This is a genomic window from Desulfovibrio sp. JC022 (genome assembly GCF_010470665.1).
Classification (GTDB): domain Bacteria; phylum Desulfobacterota; class Desulfovibrionia; order Desulfovibrionales; family Desulfovibrionaceae; genus Maridesulfovibrio.
This window is the reverse complement of sequence record NZ_VOPZ01000003.1, coordinates 415,690-434,429: the sequence shown is the minus strand read 5'-3', so window position 1 is coordinate 434,429 and position 18,740 is coordinate 415,690. Positions and strand designations below refer to the sequence as shown.

General features: G+C 47.9%; 16 protein-coding genes and 1 other RNA gene. 9 read left to right on the top strand and 8 right to left on the bottom strand.

Annotated elements, in window-relative coordinates; translation table 11 throughout:
- Nucleotides 1–296 precede the first annotated feature (296 nt).
- Nucleotides 297–1,487, bottom strand: coding sequence for an SLC13 family permease (locus FMS18_RS07120; protein WP_163293046.1), 1,191 nt, complete (start codon nucleotides 1,485–1,487; stop codon nucleotides 297–299).
- Nucleotides 1,488–1,689: 202 nt separating this feature from the next.
- On the opposite strand from FMS18_RS07120, the gene dnaE reads away from it, so the two are divergent.
- From dnaE to FMS18_RS07075, 9 genes are all read left to right on the top strand, one after another.
- Complete coding sequence (gene dnaE / locus FMS18_RS07115; RefSeq protein WP_163293045.1) at nucleotides 1,690–5,217, top strand: DNA polymerase III subunit alpha; 3,528 nt, start codon at nucleotides 1,690–1,692, stop codon at nucleotides 5,215–5,217.
- Between the two features lie 118 nt (nucleotides 5,218–5,335).
- Nucleotides 5,336–5,722 carry a 6-carboxytetrahydropterin synthase QueD gene (gene queD / locus FMS18_RS07110; protein WP_163293044.1) on the top strand — a complete coding sequence of 129 codons (387 nt, stop codon included), beginning with the start codon at nucleotides 5,336–5,338 and terminating at the stop codon, nucleotides 5,720–5,722.
- A gap of 1 nt (nucleotide 5,723) precedes the next feature.
- The gene (gene dtd, locus FMS18_RS07105; RefSeq protein WP_163293043.1) at nucleotides 5,724–6,191 is read left to right on the top strand and encodes a D-aminoacyl-tRNA deacylase; all 468 of its coding nucleotides are present in this window, start codon (nucleotides 5,724–5,726) and stop codon (nucleotides 6,189–6,191) included.
- A 135-nt stretch (nucleotides 6,192–6,326) separates the two neighbouring features.
- On the top strand, nucleotides 6,327–6,755 hold the full coding sequence (locus FMS18_RS07100; protein ID WP_163293042.1) for an ATP-binding protein: 429 nt from the start codon (nucleotides 6,327–6,329) through the stop codon (nucleotides 6,753–6,755).
- The gene (locus tag FMS18_RS07095; protein WP_163293041.1) at nucleotides 6,740–7,069 is read left to right on the top strand and encodes an STAS domain-containing protein; all 330 of its coding nucleotides are present in this window, start codon (nucleotides 6,740–6,742) and stop codon (nucleotides 7,067–7,069) included. Before FMS18_RS07100 ends, FMS18_RS07095 begins: the two co-directional genes overlap by 16 nt.
- A gap of 29 nt (nucleotides 7,070–7,098) precedes the next feature.
- On the top strand, nucleotides 7,099–8,211 hold the full coding sequence (locus FMS18_RS07090) for a FapA family protein (RefSeq protein ID WP_163293040.1): 1,113 nt from the start codon (nucleotides 7,099–7,101) through the stop codon (nucleotides 8,209–8,211).
- A 7-nt stretch (nucleotides 8,212–8,218) separates the two neighbouring features.
- On the top strand, nucleotides 8,219–8,974 hold the full coding sequence (locus FMS18_RS07085; protein WP_163293039.1) for a motility protein A: 756 nt from the start codon (nucleotides 8,219–8,221) through the stop codon (nucleotides 8,972–8,974).
- 15 nt (nucleotides 8,975–8,989) lie between these two features.
- A complete protein-coding gene (locus FMS18_RS07080; protein WP_163293038.1) occupies nucleotides 8,990–9,736 on the top strand; it encodes an OmpA family protein in 747 nt (248 codons plus the stop codon).
- 11 nt (nucleotides 9,737–9,747) lie between these two features.
- The gene (locus FMS18_RS07075; RefSeq protein WP_163293037.1) at nucleotides 9,748–11,418 is read left to right on the top strand and encodes a glycosyltransferase; all 1,671 of its coding nucleotides are present in this window, start codon (nucleotides 9,748–9,750) and stop codon (nucleotides 11,416–11,418) included.
- Nucleotides 11,419–11,493: 75 nt separating this feature from the next.
- On the opposite strand, the gene FMS18_RS07070 is transcribed toward FMS18_RS07075, so the two are convergent.
- From FMS18_RS07070 to FMS18_RS07040, 7 genes are all read right to left on the bottom strand, one after another.
- Nucleotides 11,494–11,703 carry a zinc ribbon domain-containing protein gene (locus FMS18_RS07070; RefSeq protein WP_163293036.1) on the bottom strand — a complete coding sequence of 70 codons (210 nt, stop codon included), beginning with the start codon at nucleotides 11,701–11,703 and terminating at the stop codon, nucleotides 11,494–11,496.
- A gap of 263 nt (nucleotides 11,704–11,966) precedes the next feature.
- Complete coding sequence (locus tag FMS18_RS07065) at nucleotides 11,967–13,673, bottom strand: CHASE4 domain-containing protein (protein WP_163293035.1); 1,707 nt, start codon at nucleotides 13,671–13,673, stop codon at nucleotides 11,967–11,969.
- A 118-nt stretch (nucleotides 13,674–13,791) separates the two neighbouring features.
- Complete coding sequence (gene cysS, locus FMS18_RS07060; RefSeq protein WP_163293034.1) at nucleotides 13,792–15,249, bottom strand: cysteine--tRNA ligase; 1,458 nt, start codon at nucleotides 15,247–15,249, stop codon at nucleotides 13,792–13,794.
- A gap of 9 nt (nucleotides 15,250–15,258) precedes the next feature.
- A complete protein-coding gene (locus FMS18_RS07055) occupies nucleotides 15,259–16,146 on the bottom strand; it encodes a hypothetical protein (protein ID WP_163293033.1) in 888 nt (295 codons plus the stop codon).
- Between the two features lie 9 nt (nucleotides 16,147–16,155).
- Nucleotides 16,156–17,346, bottom strand: coding sequence for a 2-C-methyl-D-erythritol 4-phosphate cytidylyltransferase (ispD, locus tag FMS18_RS07050; RefSeq protein WP_163293032.1), 1,191 nt, complete (start codon nucleotides 17,344–17,346; stop codon nucleotides 16,156–16,158).
- 186 nt (nucleotides 17,347–17,532) lie between these two features.
- Nucleotides 17,533–17,899, bottom strand: an RNA gene (gene rnpB, locus FMS18_RS07045) — RNase P RNA component class A.
- A gap of 14 nt (nucleotides 17,900–17,913) precedes the next feature.
- Complete coding sequence (locus FMS18_RS07040) at nucleotides 17,914–18,669, bottom strand: zinc ribbon domain-containing protein (protein ID WP_163293031.1); 756 nt, start codon at nucleotides 18,667–18,669, stop codon at nucleotides 17,914–17,916.
- Between the last annotated feature and the right edge of the window lie 71 nt (nucleotides 18,670–18,740).

The window sequence follows — 18,740 nt, the reverse complement described above, 5'->3', positions numbered from 1 at the left end:
GTCAATCATTAATTTTCATGTTCTCGCAAAATATTTTTTCAATGATCTCAGTGCCTTGCTTTCGCTAAGCGCGGATTGGGAATCTATGCAAACCCGATCCGAATGTCAACCGCTAATGTCCGGTCAGTCAGAAAAAAAATCCCCGACACGCTCGTGGCTTTCAGCCGTTGCTGCGTCGAGAAAGAGGTTCTATGGAAAACAACGGACGGGGTCAAGGGGTTTTTGAATTATTGTTGATATCTACTTAATTTTGTAGATTAAGCCCTCATCTAAGCCGTTTCTTTTGATGCGACCAGCTACACATATACCAACGGAACCACCCACCATATCCAGAATGACAACATCAACGCTCCAAACACATTTAGCACCATACCCAAAGCAAACATGGTCTTTAAGGACATACCGCGCATCTCCCCTACAGCTAAACTGTTACATGGTGTCGCTACCGGGGTCATGAATGCACAAGTAGAAGCAGCTGAAACCAATATCATGAGCGGAAGCGGACTTATCCCGTAAGCCGTGCCTACATGCACCATGACCGCAAAGAAGGCAGTAGAGACCACAGTATTACTCAGGAACTCAGTCAGCAGGATAACCATCAGGGCTGTTGCCAGATATATACCGTACCCTTCCCCGCTCTGCCCCAGTGAATCCAATACGGCCGTAAACATCCCGGCGGCATACTCATCAACCCCGAACATACGCACTAAGACAATCAGGACTCCCAGTAACACCAGAAACAGGACTCCGCGCTTGGGAATTCCCTGCACGAGATCTCGCAACCGCAGCATGCCACTCCCAAAGATATACCCGCAAAAGAGTAGAGAAAAGAAAATAGCTACCTGCGACTCATACTCCCTAGAAGCCGCAAACAACTCCACAGCGATTGATGCCCCAATCCAGAACAGCAAAAAACAGGCAAAAACATACAGCCCTTTACGCTGCTTAGACAGGAGAGTTTTATCCTCGCATGCCTGAAAAGGATTTGTATCCTTAGCAGGAAGAGAAAAGCGCAGCACCAGCCAAGCCAGCAGAAGCAGCAACACCACCAACGGCAATGCCCATTCAAACCAATTAAAAAAAGTTATGCCCTTGCGCCCCGGAACCTCAAAGAGATCCAGTACACCAAGGAGCAGAAGATTTGCCGGACTGCCGATGAGCGAGCCCATGCCGCCGATGTTTGCTCCATATATAATAGATAGGGTCAGTGGTGTGGTCATGGATTCCAGTTCGTCATCCAACTTGCGGATGACCGGGATCATAGCCAGTACAGTTACGGCATTGGGAATAAACATGGAAAGCAGTGCGGAGACTCCCATCAGGGAAAGCAGCAAGTAATCCACCCGGCCCCGGCTGAAACGCACTGCGCGCGCAGCAATATATTCCGGCAATCCAGCTGATGCAATAACCCGGTACAAAATATACCCGGTAGCAAAAAGCAGGATCAGGGGCAGCCTATCATTAATATATGTAACAGAGAATTCCATACTCGATTCCCCTATGCTGATTATTCATAAATTTCTTGCATGGGCGGCCTGTTTCGTCAACGGTGCGGGAATGCGGACTATTTTCCGCGACTAAACCCTGAAATGGGCTTGTGATTCTTTTCCCGGCTATTGACGTTTGGGCCTAAAAATAAATACTAACTTCCTTTATCTCGAATCTATTTCCCCATCAGGAATAATATATATGTCAGAATTTGTTCATCTGCACGTCCATACTGAATACAGTCTGCTGGACGGTGCCATCCGTATCAAAGATCTCTGCCAGCAGGCCAAGGACTTCGGCATGCCCGCCGTTGCCATCACCGACCACGGCTCCATGTTCGGTGCGGTCACCTTTTACATGACCGCTATGGATATGGGCATCAAGCCCATCATCGGCTGTGAAGTTTACGTTGCTCCCGGCGACATAGATGACGAGGAAGCACACAAACGCAAAGACAAAAGAGGTCGTTACCACCTCGTACTGCTGGCAAAAAATCAACAGGGCTATAAGAATATCATTAGACTCTGTTCCTTGGGATTTCTCGAAGGTTTCCACTACAAACCGCGAGTCAGTAAATACCTGCTCAATAAATACAGCGAAGGGGTAATCGCCCTTTCGGCCTGCCTTGCCGGCGAGGTTCCCCGCGTCCTGATGAATGAGGGAATTGAAGCCGGTGTGGAAATGGCTAAACAGTACGAGTCCATTTTTCCCGGTAATTTCTACCTTGAAATGCAGGCCAACGGGCTCAAAGAACAGGAAGACCTCAACGAACGAATCCTGAAATGTGCCGAACAAACCGGGCTGCCGCTTGTTGCCACCAATGACTGCCACTACCTGACCAAGGAAGACTACGAAGCCCACGACCTGCTGCTCTGCATCCAGACCCAGACCACAGTGGATGCTGAAAAACGTTTCCGCATGGGCACAGACCAGCTCTACTTCAAACCGCAGGAAGAGTTCGAAGAATATTTCGCCCATGTACCGGAAGCAATAGCCAACACCCAGAAGATTGCCGAGATGTGCAATCTTGAGATTGAGCTGGGCAACTACTACTTTCCGGAATACGAGCTTTCAGAAGGCATGACCATCGATACCGAGTTTGTAAAACTCTGCAAAGAAGGTCTGCAAAAACGTATTGAAACTGCCCCGTATGACATTGATGAAAAGGTTTACTGGGATCGTCTCGATTACGAGCTGGACATCATCATTGAAATGGGATTCCCGGCCTACTTTCTAATCGTTCAGGACTTTATCAACTGGGCTAAGGACAACCGTATTCCGGTCGGTCCGGGCCGTGGTTCTGCTGCCGGGTCCATTGTTGCGTGGGCACTGCGCATCACAAACATCGACCCGCTCCCTTACGATCTGCTCTTTGAACGATTTCTCAACGTAGAACGTATCTCCATGCCTGATATTGACGTCGACTTCTGTGAACGACGACGCCTTGAAGTAGTTAAATACTGCTCCGATAAATACGGCTGGGACCGTGTGGCCCAGATTACCACCTACGGAACCATGAAGACCAAGGCGGTAATCAAAGACGTAGGCCGCGCCATGGGCATGCATTTTTCCGAGACTGACCCCATTGCCAAGCTTGTTCCTGATGATCCGGCAGTTATTGCGCAGGGCTTAGGGGTCAAAAAGGCCAAGATCACCGTGCCCAACGCGGTGGAGGCCATCCCCGAGCTGGGCAATATGGTCGCCACCGATCCCAAAATCGCCAAACTCATGGACATCGCCACCCGTCTGGAAGGTATGTCCCGCCATGCGTCCACTCACGCGGCCGGGGTTGTTATCTCCGATAAGCCCATGACCGATTACCTGCCCCTATATAAAGGTAAAAAGGGCGAAATCGTAACCCAGTACGACATGAAAAAGGTCGAAAAAGTAGGCCTGATCAAATTCGACTTTCTGGGCCTGCGAACCATGACTGTTATCGAGGATTGCCTCGACATCATCCGCCTTCAGGGCAAGGAAGCCCCGGACCTCGATACCCTCACCCTTGATGACCCGGCCACCTTCGATATTTTCTGTAAAGGGGATACCGACGGTGTCTTTCAGGTTGAATCTTCCGGTATGCGTAAATACCTGCGTATGCTCAGACCAAGCTGCTTTGAAGACATCATCGCGATGCTCGCCCTTTACCGTCCCGGCCCGCTGGGTTCCGGTATGGTCGATGAATTCATTAAGCGTAAGCACGGTGAAATCGAGGTAACCTACCTCTGGCCCACCCTTGAACCAAGCCTCAAGCCGACATACGGTGTAATCGTTTATCAGGAACAGGTTATGGGCGCGGCTATGACCATCGCCAACTACTCCCTTGGTGAAGGTGACCTGCTCCGCCGTGCCATGGGTAAAAAAATCGCCGAAGAAATGGCCCAGCACAGGGTCCGTTTCGTTGACGGGGCTAAAGAAAACGACATCCCCAAAGAGACCGCAAACGAAATTTTTGACCTTATGGAACAGTTTGCGGCCTATGGTTTCAACAAATCGCACTCCGCAGCCTACGCGCTGATCTCTTATTACACAGCTTATCTCAAAGCTCACTTCCCGGTGGAATTCATGGCAGCACTCATGAGTACTGAAATGAACAACACCGAAAAGATCATCATGTACATCAACGCCTGCCGCGATATGGATGTTACCGTACGCCAACCCGACATCAACCTCGGTGTGGCCCGTTTCTCGGTGTACGAAGGCGACATCATTTACGGTATGGCCGGAATCAAGAACGTTGGCGAGGAAGCGATTGATGAAATTGTTGCCGAACGTCAGGCCAACGGACATTTCAAGGATTTCGTGGATTTTGTAACCCGCGTCAACCTGCGCCGCGTTACCAAGCGCGTCATTGAATATCTGGTACGCGCCGGTGCTTTTGATTCCATGGGGCTTACCCGTTCTGGACTGATCGCTTCGCTGGACAAAGCCGTTTCCTACGGTCAGAAAAAAACCAAAGAAAAAGAATCCGGCATGATCAATATGCTGGATATGCTCGGCGGCGGAGGTGAAGCCGAAAAACCCGCCACAGTCAGCTTTGAAGAATTCAACATGGAGGAAATGGATGACAAGGAGATGCAGCGTCTTGAAAAAGAAGCCCTCGGCTTCTACCTGACTTGCCATCCACTGCTTTCCTATCGACACGAGATGAGCCGGCTCGGTTTGCAGACCATTGAAGATTGTCCGAAAATGGTCCATGAAGCTCAAGTCAAGCTGGGGGCAATCATCACCGGACACAAAGAAATCATTACCAAAAAAAGTGGCAAGAAAATGGCCTTTGCCACCATTGAGGACATGACCGGGTCCGGGGAATTAATCATTTTTCCCAAGACCTATGAAGAAGTGCATCAATATCTTGGACAGGACATCCCTTTGCTGATCAAAGGCAAGGTGGACAACCCTCCCCCCGAAGAAGGGCAGGAAGAAGCTCCGGCGGAATCCAAGGTCATGTGCGATGAAATTTCACCGCTGGAAAACGCACAGGCCGGATGCCAGGAAGCAGTACCGCTTTCCGTACACCACACCCTGTGCACTGAAGAAGGTATTGCCGAGCTGAAAGCGATCCTTGCCGGTTATCCCGGTTCAGCTCCGGTAACCATGCAGATGTTTCTTGCCGATTCCATCTGCACCCTGCGCCTCGGGCACGGCTACAACATCCGTCCCAACGGCGATTTCTGGAAAGAATTCAACCAATGGCGCAAGAACGGGAATGGCAAAGCCAAAATGCAATAAAGGCATGCCTCCGGCGGCTTAAACCCTTTTGCAAAAGGGTTTAAGAATCCCAAAACCTTATAGTTGTTTTTAATAAGTACAAGCACGATAAATTTTGCATAAAAACTTGGAGAGAGATATGTCTAAAGGAAAATGGAAACTCAAAGTAAAAAAAGACTTCAGTGCCGCGCATCAGCTCCGTAATTACGGCGGAAAATGCGAGAACATGCACGGTCACAACTTCGGTGTTGAAGTTGAAATTGAAGGCGACCGCCTTGATCCGAAAGTTGAAATCCTTATGGACTTCAAAGAGCTGAAAAAAGAACTAAGTGAAGTACTGGACACCCTTGATCACAAACACCTGAACAGCACAGAATATTTCGAACACCGCAACCCTTCTTCTGAGAACATCGCTCGCTACATTTATCAGGAAATGAAAAAAAGAGTCGAAAACGAACACATAAAAATGGTCTACGCTTCTGTGTCTGAAAAAGAATCCTCCGTAGCTTCCTACTCCGAGGAATAAAATGCGTTTAGTCATTCAGAGAACAAGCGGCGGCAAAGTCGAGGTAGACGCTTCCACTGTAGGTGAGATCGGACCCGGAATTATGGTTCTAGCCGGATTCGGCAAAGATGATACAGAAAAACTGCCTGAATCAAAGATCTGGAAGACTCTTATCGATAAGATGATCGGACTGCGCATCTTTGAGGATGAAGACGGGCGCATGAATCGTTCTCTTGAAGATATCGGCGGAGATGTACTGCTAGTATCTCAGTTCACCCTTTACGCATCCTGTAAAAAGGGCCGTAGACCGTCGTTTACAGGGGCAGCCGCACCGCAACTTGCCAACGATCTATTTGACCGTCTTGTTGCAGATGTAAGCCAAAAAGCCCCCGCAAAAGTTGCTACCGGACAGTTTGGAGCCATGATGAACGTGGATTTTGTAAACTGGGGTCCGGTAACAATCATACTTGATTCAGATGATTTTATCTAAAATTTAAGCTTTTACCTTGACTTCCTTTGCGAAAAAGAGAGGATTAGGTATATTAATCCTCATCAATAATGGCAGCCGGAAGTTGTAACGTTTGAAGCAACAGATTTTGCGTCAGACAGGAAACATGGAGCATTAATGCATCGCTTTGTGCTGGAATCAGTTCCAAACCCTGAAGAAAGCAGGGAAGTAGCCCGCAAGGCAATTATCATTCTTAAAGATTTTGTTGTGGATGAAAACCTCCTCCACGACATGGATCTTGTTCTCACTGAAGGATGTTCCAATGTAGCCCGGCACGCCTATGATAAAATCAAGGATTGCAGCAGACTGGAACTGACAATTGAAATTCACCCCGGCAGCCATATCGTTTTTGAAATTGCGGATTGGGGTAAAGGACTCTGTTCCAAATCAATTGACTTCTCCATGCCCTCCCCGGAAGCAGTCGGAGGAAGAGGTATGTTCATCATGTCCGAACTGATGGATACTTTTGAACTCATTAAAGTAAAAGAGAAGAATATCATAAAGCTCACCCGCAAGTTAAAGGATAATCAATGGCGGAAGAAGTAATAAAAATACACGATGGTATCCTGACCCTTAAATGCGGTAGAGAGATCACCATTGAGACCATTTATGCATTCAAGGAACAGGTTGAACAGGACTGTGAATCTTCAGACGTGGAGCTTGTAGTTGCAGACCTTTCCGAAGCCCGTTTCCTTGACAGCTCGGGGATAGGCTTTCTGGTTTCGCTGAATTCCCGGCTTAAAAGCCAGAATAAAAACATGTACCTGCTACGTCCAAGTGAACAGATCTGTAAGACTCTGGAACTGGTTAGACTCATCTCCTTTTTCAATATCATTGAAGACGAAATGGAAATCCCTTAAATGCCCCCCGCATATACCGGAGCATATACATGCCCTGCCTGAAACACTATTTTGACCCGGATTTCGATTACAAAGACCTGAAGCCGGTAGAAAAAAACGACGGAAGCGTTGACTACTACAATATGGGCTACGTGCAGAGCGTAATTGTCGGTCAGGTACTTGCCCAGTGGGAAGAACCGGGCGAGGATGGCAGTTGCGGTCTTGGGCAGCGCCATTACCCGGATAAAGATTTTCCCCGCGGCCCAAACACAAAGGTCAATCCCGACAATACTGATCAGCTGATTGCCACCCGCAACGGCTATGTTTTCTACAATGAAGACAGCCTGATAACAGTCAAGGAACTGCTTAATGTTCGTGGTGATGTAAACCTTTCCACCGGAAACATCTTTTTTGTCGGGGACATGGTTGTGCACGGTGCAATAAAATCCGGCCTGGATGTTAAAGCCAACAATATCAATGTAAAAGGCATCATTGAGCAAGCCAATGTGCATGCAGCCGGATTCCTCAAGTGTGACGGGGGAATAAAGGGCAACAGCAAAGGTATTGTTGAGTCAAAAGAGACCCTGCGCACAAGTTTTTGCGAAAATGCAACTCTTGTAAGCAGCGGAAATATTATCATTGATAAAAACTGCATGCACACTACTGTATACAGCGAAGGTAAATTTGCAGTGAAAGGACGTTTTGCCGGGGGCAAATGCTACAGCGACCAGATAGTATTCATCGGCGAACAACTGGGCGGAGGTTTAAGTGCCGCATCGCAGGTTGTAGTAGGCTACAATCCAGTACTGCTCCTTCAGATCGATAAAATTTCTACTCAAATTTCTGTCTTGCAAGATGAAGCAAATAAACTACAGAAAATAATGAGTAACGGAGCATCTACCACTGCGGAATTCACCGAAAAAATCGAAAAATGCGAAATGAAAATTCGTTTTTTGAAAAACAAGAAAAAGCAGCTTTGGGGCAAAATCCAGCAGACGGAAAGGCTGGAAAGTTGTAGGATTATGGTTCAGGGCATTGTTAAACCCGGAGTGGAAATAAGCATCGGTCAAGCTTACATGCAAGTGGATGAACCTCTAGAAGATGTATTTTTCTACTATGAAAACAACGAGATCAAAGTGGGCTCTCCCGCGTTAAAGAGATAGAGCAAATATGGATATTGCAACTTTAATAGGAATTGTCGGCGGTTTCGGGCTTATCGTAGCGACCATTTTTATGGGCGGTAACGCTGGCGGGTTTGTTGACCCTCCATCCCTTGTTGTTGTTGTGGGCGGAACATTTGCCTCCGCCTTCATCATGTTCCCCATGGGAGTGGTTCTCAAAGCATTCAAAATTGCTTTAAAGGGCTTCTTCGCAAAATCTGAAGACCCTAAAGCAATAATCGACCAGATTGTTGCACTGGCTGAAACCGCAAGAAAGGAAAGCCTTGTCGCACTGGAAAAAGTTGCCATTGACGACGAATACCTCAAAAAAGGGGTTATCCTTGTTGCAGACGGCACTGATGGAGATCTGGTCCGTTCAATCATGGAAATTGAAATCGATGCCATGAAAAAACGACACTATCAGGGACAGGGAGTAATGAAAGGCATGGGGGCCATGGCTCCTGCGTTCGGAATGATCGGTACACTTATCGGTTTGGTCCAGATGCTTTCAAACCTGAGTGACCCGGACGCCATCGGCCCTGCAATGGCGGTTGCATTGCTGACTACCCTTTATGGATCCATTCTGGCCAACGTCGTTTTCCTGCCCCTGGCGACCAAGCTTTCCGAACGTTCCATTGAGGAAGCCACTTATATGGAAATCATGGTTGAAGGAGTCGTCTCCATCCAGAAAGGAGAGCACCCTTCCATTGTTAAGGAAAAACTTCAGGCATTCCTTTCCCCGGGCCTGCGTGACGCAGCGGCGTAACTTCAAAGGTTCGGCATGGTAAAAGTAGTAGTAATTAAACCGAAGAATAACGATCCGCCGCCGGAAGAAGGACTTCCGCCGTGGATGGCCACATTCGCGGATATGGTAACTCTTCTGCTCTGCTTTTTTGTGCTGCTACTCTCCTTTGCAAACAACGACCTTGAAAAATTCAAGGAACTGCTCGGTTCGCTCAAGAATGCTTTCGGTGTAAAAATCGAACGCAAGGAAGATGACCATCTGTCTCTGACCCCGGCCGACCTCAAACGAAAAGAGGTCAAAATGGACAGCAATGACAAACGGTTGCTCGGACTGGTCCTGCGCATCAAAGCCCTACTGGACGAGGAAGATACTACCCGCAAATCATCCGGGGTAAAAGCGGATCAGGACGGCGTGCTTGTCAACACAGACTCGGCAACTCTGTTCCTGCCCGGATCAGCAAAACTAAAACCGGACGCCCATAAGGTTCTGGACAAAGTGATCAGTATCCTCAAGGACCATAACTACAATCTGGTGGTCCGCGGGCATACGGATAATTCCGAAATACGATCCAAAAAATTTCCAACCAACTGGGAGCTGTCCTCCGCCCGGGCGGCAAGTGCCCTGCGCTATATTGTTGAAAAAGGCGGCATTGCCCCCAAAAGGCTTAAAGCCGTGGGCTATGCAGACACTCAACCACTGGTAAAAAACGACAGCCCGGCAAACAAACGCAAAAATAGAAGACTTGAATTCTTCTACCATAAACCTGCCCGGGATTCGTGGTAGGAACCAACCACATGAGCACAAATTACACAGCCGAAGTAATAAGGGATGAAACAGAACTCCTGGATATCTGCATCATGGCCGACGGCAGAAAAAAGCACATGTGGGGTAAATACGCTCAGCGCAGGGAAACTGACCTCGCAACGCAGTTGGATGAAGACAAAATCCCCTTGCTGATCGGCTCCGGCATTGGTGTTGCAGCGCGGGAGCTGCTTAAACAGAAAGACCGTACCCTGCTCATCCTTGATTGCGAAACTGAAATCCTCGCTGCCAGCGGGCTGAAAGAAGAATTACGTGCACATTCCAATCTGGTCTGGATCAATACCAGCTCACCCCGGAATGCGGCAAAGCACATTATGGAACTGGAATCCAATTCCGGTAAAAAAGTCCAGTTGCTGAAAAATCCCTTTTACCTGCGCCTCTCCCAGTTTTATCTTCAAACAGAAAAACTGCTCATTGAGCGAGAAAGCAAGGAAGTCGAATTTCCGGTCTGGCCCAAATTCCAAAACGAAAAGCCCAGAATCCTCCTTTTAACCAGCCAGTATTTCCTTATGGGCGAGATCGTTGCCGCATGCCAGCGTCAGGGTGTACCGCACATGTTCATAAACATGGACGCCAAAGAAATGGAGCTGGAACAATTCGTAACCCGCATTTCCGCAGCCATCGACACCTTCAGGCCCGATTTCGTACTCACGGTCAACCATCTCGGAGTTGATCAGGAAGGAGTACTGAACACCCTGCTGCATAAATTTCAATTACCGCTGGCCTCGTGGTTTGTGGATAACCCTCTGCTGATCCTGCCCCTTTATCAGGCACAGGCAAATGAGGACACTACAATCTTCACTTGGGATGCGGACCGCATGGATTCCCTGCGAGAGATGGGTTTCAGCAATATATTCCACCTGCCGCTGGGCACAGACCAGACCCGTTTCCTGCCCTCAAAAGGCTGCACCGAGAGCAAATGGGCGCGGGACATTTCATTTGTTGGCAACTCAATGGTCCACAAAACCGCCAAACGTTTTACGGCTTCAAAAATTAGCGGTCTACTGGCTGAAAAATGGAAAGAGCTGGCCCATGCATTCGGGCAGGGTTCGGAACATTCGGTCGTAAATTTTCTGAAAACAGATTTCCCGGAACTGTACCCGGAATATGAAAATCTCGTAATTCCCCACCGCAAGCTGGCCTTTGAAACCCTGATCATCTGGCAGGCCACACTGGAATACCGACTTTCATGCGTGCAAAAAACCCTTGATTTTAATCCACTCATTGTAGGGGATGATGGCTGGAAACAAATACTGAAAAGCAATCGCGCATGGGAGTACCACCATGAACTGTCCTATTATGACGACCTGCCCCGATTCTATCCCTGTTCTAAAATTAACTTCAACTGCACCAGTCAGCAGATGAAAGGAGCGGTCAACCAGAGGGTCTTTGATGTTCCGGCCTGCAACGGCTTCATCCTGACCGATCACCGTTACCAGATGGAAAAGCTTTTCGAACCGGGCAAAGAAATAGCGGTCTATAATTCACTCGCTGAAATACCGCAGTTGGTTGATAAATATCTGAATGATGAATCTGCACGAAAACGGATAATCAAGGCCGCGCGTAAAAGAATCCTGAATGAACACACCTACGATTGCCGCATCAAAACTCTGATTAAATGTATGCGGCAGGTACATCAATAAATAAAAAACGGCCCAGATTCAAATGAATCAGGGCCGTTTTGTCATCAATCTTCCGACCGGAAGAACTGTTTAATCTCACGAAAAACCTGAGCTTCCGCAACCTCCTCCCGGAGGAATGGAAGGAACAGGGTCGGAAAATGAAGCTCCTGAACTAAATGACGAGAGCAGCTTTCCGGTATCCGGGCTTTTGCATTCCGGGCAAACAGGATTTTCGGCACTGGCAGAAAGGACCAGTTCCTCAAATTCATGCCCGCACACGTTACACTTGTATTCATAAATAGGCATCTAGTTACTTGCCTCCGCAGCCGCCGTCTTTACCTTTGGAGCCCCCACGGGGTCCCTTACCGATCTGTCACGGTGCAATTCCCATTTTCGGGATCACCACTTTAACAACGATGAAGACGATTGCGAAAACCGCAATCAGACTAAGAAAATCTGACATCTGAACCTCACAGGTTGTTTATCTACACTTCCTTACCAATTAAATCCTACATTACCCATGTCAATAGCAGATCACAAGTATAATCAGATCAATCGATAGATCGGACTTAAACAATTCCAAGATTCACATAAAAACGAAATGTGGTTCCCTCTCCCACCGTGCTGGATACAAAAATTTTCCCGCCCATCAGTTCCACCAGTTTACGGGATATGGGCAATCCAAGCCCGGTTCCACCGTACTTACGTGATGTGGAGGAATCAGCCTGAGTAAAACTCTTGAAAACATGACTGAGTTTATCTTCGGATATTCCGATCCCTTCATCTTTCACTGCAAAAAATATTTTTCCGCTATCAGAATAAAGTAAAACATCAATTGTCCCTGCACTGGTAAATTTCACAGCATTACTGATCAGGTTATTCAACACCTGCCTGATTCTGGTAGCATCGCCGATGACTCGATCAGGAACATCGCCATCAAATTTGGTAACAATCTGCAATCCTTTTCGAGCAGCGTCCGCAGCAAAAATCCCGGAAACCCGCTCCACCATCTCTCGCAACATGAATTCCTGGTTCTCAATTTCCAAATGTCCGGCTTCAATCTTAGAAATCTCTAGAACATCGTTGATAATCTCAAGAAGATTTTCCCCGGCAGTTCCGGCGACATTCAAAAAGTCCTGCTGTTCATCATCCATTTTTGTTTCTTTAAGCAGCTCCACCATTCCAAGAATTGAATGCATGGGAGTACGAATTTCATGACTCATATTTGCTAGAAATTCAGTCTTAACCTTACTGGCGGCTTCCGCCTTTGCTTTTTGTTCCTGCAACAGGACCAAAATTTCATTTACAGAATCAGAAAGGTCATTGAGTTCGTCATTTCCGCGCAATTGCAACTCTCTTTTCTCCGGCCCGGTGAAATATTCACCGCGCAACTGCCCCTGTAAGATCTTCACCCGCGAAACAAAATATCTGTTGAGTACAAAAGTAACGGCAATGCCTAGCAGCAAAAGGGAACCGCACATGAAATAAATAAAAATCGTAAACTGAGAACTGCCAATCTTGTAAGCATCACGCTCCATAGCCAGACTCAGCAGAACCAGAGGTTTTCCGAAAATATCACGCAGAACCATAAATCCCTTCAATTTCTCTTCTACGCTTTCCGGAGAAACAAAAAATATATCTTTTTCAGGGACATCTTTTAATTCCTGAAAAGACAAATCCATCTGTAAGGCCTTACCCAACTTAACTAACTGTCGGTCACCGAAATAACGTCCCATGACCAGAGTACCCACAGGAGTCTTTTCTATATTGCTGTCTAAGATTTTCTGGACGCTGATCTGCATCAACCTGTGATTAATCCTTACCAGACCGGTCAACCCATCATGCCCTGATTTATGGACAATATTGCTTCCCTGGCATCCATCGGTAACGAAACAAAGCTCTGCGGATTCCATCCCCTCAGCAGAATGTGTGAGAATATGTTTACCTTCTTTGCCAAAAAACATGACTAAATCAAGATCAAGGTTGGTCAGGATTTCTTCAGTTAGATTCGAACGAATATACTGTTCGTTAAGATCTTGAACAAAATAATATGTATCATCCCACCAACTCCAGTCCCGACAAAAACTCTGCAACCCTCGAGAACTCTCCTGCACAGCAAAATCAGCCCGACTGAGATTTTCTTCCATCAGCACTTTCTCAACCTTGGAAATAGACCGACTGCTGAGCTGATAGACCAGCACACTGCCGCTCATAAAGACCACCAGACAAATGAAAGAAACAATTAAATAGCTTTTACCCTTTAAACCAATTCTCATGTACATCCCCAAAATAAAAGATAGATTTTCTTTAATCGTACCTCGTTATAAAAAAAAAAGAAACCGGATAGCAATCCGGTTTCTTAAAAATGATCTTTTTTCTATAAAAACAAAAGCTCTAAATAACAGTCCAGACCGCTCCCTGTGGGGTATCTTTTACTTCAATGCCCAATTCGATCAGTTCATCCCTGATTTCATCGGAACGGGCAAAATCCTTGTTTTTACGGGCTTCCTTGCGGGCAGCAACGAGCTCTTCCACCTTGGCAACCTCAATTCCCTTACGCTCCAGCATACAGAGTTTCAGTTCCTCAAGAAACTCTTTGGGATCTCTGGTGAAAATGCCGAGAACTTCACCCCATTCTTTCATATCTTCAAGGATACGGGTCCATGCGTCACGGCCGCCTTCTGACTTACGCCATGCTTTTTCCTCAGCGATGCGTCCGGCCAGACGGATCAGGGTAAACATATGCCCCATTGCTCCGGCGGTATTCATGTCATCTTCCATAGCTTCGGCCCAGCCCTTTTCAGCACTTTCGATCTCGGCCAGAACTTCTTCCGGCAGTGCAGCCTTGGACCACTTGGCTTTCTGCAAAGCTTCACCAGTCTGCTCCAACGCGGAATAGACGCGGCGGATACCTTTTTCAGCTTCCTCAAGAGCTTCAAAGGAAAAATCAAGAGGACTGCGGTAATGCATGGTCAGCAGAAAATAGCGCAGGGTTTCGGGCATGAATTTATCGAGGATATCCCGGATGGTGAAAAAGTTGCCAAGGGACTTGGACATTTTCTCGGAATTGATCTGCACGAAACCGTTGTGAACCCAAAAACGAGCCATTTCCTTGCCGGTAGCCGCTTCACTCTGGGCAATTTCGTTTTCATGGTGCGGGAAACTAAGATCCTGTCCACCGCCGTGAATATCAAAGGGAAGTTCAAAATATTTTTCACTCATGGCCGAACATTCCAGATGCCAACCGGGACGACCTTCGCCCCAGGGACTTTCCCAGGAAGGTTCGCCGGGCTTGGCTGCTTTCCAAAGAGCAAAATCAAGGGGATCTTTCTTTTCTTCGCCGGGCTGAATACGCGCACCGGATTGCAGGTCTTCGATGTTCCTGCCGGAAAGCTTCCCGTAATCATCAAAAGAACGAACCTTAAAATAAACATCACCGGAAGGAGTGGAGTAGGCATGATCCTTTTCAATCAGATTCTGGGTAAGCTCAATCATTTCCGGAATATGCTCGGTGCATTTGGGCTCGATATCCGCGCGCAGAATGTTCAGCTTATCCATATCCACGTAAAATTCGCCAATGAATTTCTCAGCAAGTTCGGTGGCTGTAACTCCGGTCTCATTGGCCCGGTTGATGATCTTGTCATCAATATCAGTGAAGTTGCGCACAAAGGTAACATCGTAACCCTTGAAGCGCAGGTAACGGACCAGAATATCGAAAACAACGGAAGAACGGGCATGGCCGATATGGCAGAGATCGTAAGCAGTGATTCCGCAGGCGTAAAGATTTACCTTATTGCCGTTCAAAGGCTCGAACTCTTCTTTTTTCCGCTTGAGTGTATTGTATAGGCGCATAGCCACTCCTTATTTTCTTGAATAAAAATTTGCCTCGACCGTAATGCCATAAAGGTCAAGCAGTTCTTCAAAGCTGCGCCCCATGAACATATAAATCAGGGGCACAGGTTCCGCAGGATCAGCCCTTACGACCAGTCTTCCGGGTTTTTCTAAAAATTTCATAAGTTCGGCATAAAAATTTTCAGCATAGCCGTTACCGAGACTTCTGGCCTCCTGCATTTCCAATTGCAGGGACTCAAGCATTTTTTCCCGGTAAACTTCCGCTCCGACTCCTTCACTTGCGGCAGACAACGCCACCACTTTTTCCGTAAAGGACAGATCCTGCCAGACAAGTGAACCGTCAAGCATGCTGGTTCCAATAAAACCGCTTATTCCGGCTCCTTGCAAGTTCACATCGCCGAGACTGAATCCCGCGCTGACCCGGCAGAGGTCCGCTCCGTCAAAATTTATCGACTTTACTGACAGCCGTTTGGTTTCGTCTTCATAGCTGTAGTCGGCAAATAGGTCAAAATCCAATTTTTCATAACCCATTTTCCGGAAATCTCGGGCCAATGTTCCCAGATTAACAAACTCAACCGGGACGGACACTCCCTGAACCCTTCCCCGAAAAAAGCGGGGCAGGCTATGATCGCGGTCAAAAGACTCCACTTCCAACTTCCGGACCGTACATCCGGCTCCGGTAGCAAAACGGCAATCCATATTCCAGACATGCAGGGACTTATCAAAAGGATTGATCAAAGCCCGTTCAAAATCCACCCGAACCAGATCAGCGTGACGGTCTACAGCCTCACGGACCTTGGCAGCGGAAAACTCTTCCAGTTTGAAATACCCCCCGGCAGCAACTGCTGCGAGCAGCGCCAACACCAGAATTGATTTCAAAAAGAATTTCCCGCTCATGTTCTAACCTTAAATCTGTTTCAGTCCGGTTACCGCAGCGACGGCCTTAATGCCTTTTTTCTCGCCGGTGAAGCCGAGCTTCTCTTCGGTGGTGGCCTTCACATTGACCTGCGCTTTATCAAGTCCCATGACCGAAGCAATATTTTTGCGGATAAGTTCCCGGTGCGGGGAAAGCTTGGGAATCTGGCTGATGACGGTCAGGTCCACGTGGACAATCTCCACTCCGGCCTCTTCAGCCTTAACCAGAACCTCTTTCAAAATAATCCCGCTGGACATATTTTCACAGGCTGCGGAAGTATCCGGAAAATGATGACCGATGTCACCGCCTCCAAAAAGTCCCAGAACGGCATCAGCCAAAGCATGAAGCAGTACGTCACCATCGGAATGGGCGATAACTTCCGGTCCGCCGGCAATAGGCACGCCGCCGAGCACCATAGGCCGCCCTTCACCGAATCTATGAACATCGTAGCCCCAACCCACACAGGGAATGGTCCGTTTGTCAGCTTCGATCTTCTTCAAATCTTCAGGGTTGGTCATCTTGATGTTACCCTCTTCTCCATCACAAATATGAACATTTTTTCCAGCCATTTCCACCATGGAAGCGTCATCGGTCACATCCCAGCCTTCATCTTCCGCCTGCTTGTGGGCGGCATAAAGAGTCGGCAATGAAAAGCCCTGCGGGGTCTGCACTGCCTTCAAACGGGAGCGGACCAACGTTTTCTCAACAATTCCGTCTTCCACTTCCTTGATGGTATCAGTCACATCAATTGCAGGAATGACCGCTTCGTTACCGGAACGCAAACGATCAATGATTCCACTGACCATTTTCACCGAAGCAAAAGGACGCGCAGAATCATGAACCAGCACATGGGTACACCCTGAAGGCAGTTCATTCAAGCCGTTGAACACGGAATCCTGCCTGCGCTTTCCACCGGCTGTAACCTTAAAACGCATACCAAGGGAGTCAGCACCGTCCAGCTTGGCCACAACATCCCGCATTTCATCTACCTGATCGGGGGGAAACACAAAGACTATGCCGGAAACAGCAGGAGTACTTGAAAAAGTAATGGCGGAATGCCAGAAGAGCGGAAGCCCCTTCCATTCGAGGAATTGTTTCTTGACCCCGCCTGCGGCCTCTGCCAGACGGGTGCCGCTGCCTGCTGCCAGCAGTACGGCCCATGTTTCACCGGAGCTACTCATACTTTTTAAATCCTTTTTGATGCGCTGCGCGCTTTTGATCGAAAGAGTTTGCCTCCGGCGGCTCTCCGAGGGCCAAAGAAACTTTTATCAAGGCTTCGCCGCCTTGTATTACAAGCCGTCATTGAATGCATTAATTATAAAAAAAGGGGCAGCCCTAAGGCTGCCCCTTTTTAATCTATACAATAAAAGAGGAGTCGGACTATAAGCCGGGTCTTGTATCTACCTTGCGGTAAACGATCATCATTCCTCTAGGATGCATGTTACCATACACCTCAAGCAACCTACCCGAAAGCTTGGCCGGGCCGGCCTCAAACACTTCCCTATTTGGTCTTGCTCCGGACGGGGTTTACCTGGCCGGACATGTCACCATGCCCGCCGGTGGGCTCTTACCCCACCGTTTCACCCTTACTCCGGTGAATAATCACCGGGGCGGTCTGTTTTCTGTGGCACTTTCCCGGAATCACTTCCGCTGGGAGTTACCCAGCGCCCTGCCCTGCGGAGCCCGGACTTTCCTCCCCGGCATAAATGCCGCGGCGATGATCCGTCCAACTCCATTAAAATTAGATACTATTTTTCGTCTTTCCGGAGAGCCTTGGGCTTTGCAGCTTCAGGAATATGCTCAATCCAGTAAATAAGACGCTGGCAGTTGGGGCAGCTGAGAATCTGCTTTCCTTCCTGCAAAACATTGTATTCCTGCGGAGGAATCATGATGTTACAACCAGCGCAGACTGCTTCTTCAACAGGCACGATAACCGGATGGGAAAGACGGGAACGAATAAACTCGTAACGACCGAGAATAGGCTTGGGCACAACTTCGCCAGCCTTGTTACGACGTTTGGTAAGTTTGTTCAGTTGACCATTGGCAGCGGCCAACTTTTCCTTGAGACCGGCACGCTTTTCGTCCAGCTCTTCGTCCAGTTCCTTGATTTTGCCATCAATGTCAGCCTCAAGCTCGGTCTGACGGGCAGTTTCTTCAAGGACGGTTACCTTTTCTTCTTCACGGAGCCTGTTCAACTTTTCAAGGTTGTCCATCTCACGCATCATGGCGTGGTATTCCTTGGTAGTACCGACCAGCATCAGCTTGCTTTTGCTCTTCTTAACCTTAACGGAATCTTCTTCGATTTCGGTTTCGAGCTTTTTCTTCTGCTCGGCAAGCAGATCAAGCTTTTCGGTCAACTGCAACTTGCGTTTTTCAAGGGATTCCTTGCGGGATTCAAGGGCAGCCACATCTTTGGGTGCCTGATCGATTTCCGCTTCAAGAAGGAGAATTTCGTCATCAACCTTCTGCAAAACAACAAGCTGTTCTATCTGTTTTTCATACATTATGGGGTCCCCTTTTGCGGACGGCCTTTATAAAGGCCTCCGCCACATCGATGTTCGGAAACTTAACAATA

Bases quoted from the DNA above. Each gene is read 5' to 3' on its own strand.
- FMS18_RS07040 (WP_163293031.1), bottom strand. From the start codon at position 18,669: ATGTATGAAAAACAGATAGAACAGCTTGTTGTTTTGCAGAAGGTTGAT.
- FMS18_RS07085 (WP_163293039.1), top strand. From the start codon at position 8,219: ATGGATATTGCAACTTTAATAGGAATTGTCGGCGGTTTCGGGCTTATC.
- FMS18_RS07055 (WP_163293033.1), bottom strand. From the start codon at position 16,146: ATGAGCGGGAAATTCTTTTTGAAATCAATTCTGGTGTTGGCGCTGCTC.
- queD (WP_163293044.1), top strand. From the start codon at position 5,336: ATGTCTAAAGGAAAATGGAAACTCAAAGTAAAAAAAGACTTCAGTGCC.
- FMS18_RS07120 (WP_163293046.1), bottom strand. From the start codon at position 1,487: ATGGAATTCTCTGTTACATATATTAATGATAGGCTGCCCCTGATCCTG.
- FMS18_RS07080 (WP_163293038.1), top strand. From the start codon at position 8,990: ATGGTAAAAGTAGTAGTAATTAAACCGAAGAATAACGATCCGCCGCCG.
- dnaE (WP_163293045.1), top strand. From the start codon at position 1,690: ATGTCAGAATTTGTTCATCTGCACGTCCATACTGAATACAGTCTGCTG.
- FMS18_RS07090 (WP_163293040.1), top strand. From the start codon at position 7,099: ATGCCCTGCCTGAAACACTATTTTGACCCGGATTTCGATTACAAAGAC.
- FMS18_RS07095 (WP_163293041.1), top strand. From the start codon at position 6,740: ATGGCGGAAGAAGTAATAAAAATACACGATGGTATCCTGACCCTTAAA.
- ispD (WP_163293032.1), bottom strand. From the start codon at position 17,346: ATGAGTAGCTCCGGTGAAACATGGGCCGTACTGCTGGCAGCAGGCAGC.
- dtd (WP_163293043.1), top strand. From the start codon at position 5,724: ATGCGTTTAGTCATTCAGAGAACAAGCGGCGGCAAAGTCGAGGTAGAC.
- FMS18_RS07075 (WP_163293037.1), top strand. From the start codon at position 9,748: ATGAGCACAAATTACACAGCCGAAGTAATAAGGGATGAAACAGAACTC.
- FMS18_RS07070 (WP_163293036.1), bottom strand. From the start codon at position 11,703: ATGCCTATTTATGAATACAAGTGTAACGTGTGCGGGCATGAATTTGAG.
- FMS18_RS07065 (WP_163293035.1), bottom strand. From the start codon at position 13,673: ATGAGAATTGGTTTAAAGGGTAAAAGCTATTTAATTGTTTCTTTCATT.
- FMS18_RS07100 (WP_163293042.1), top strand. From the start codon at position 6,327: ATGCATCGCTTTGTGCTGGAATCAGTTCCAAACCCTGAAGAAAGCAGG.
- cysS (WP_163293034.1), bottom strand. From the start codon at position 15,249: ATGCGCCTATACAATACACTCAAGCGGAAAAAAGAAGAGTTCGAGCCT.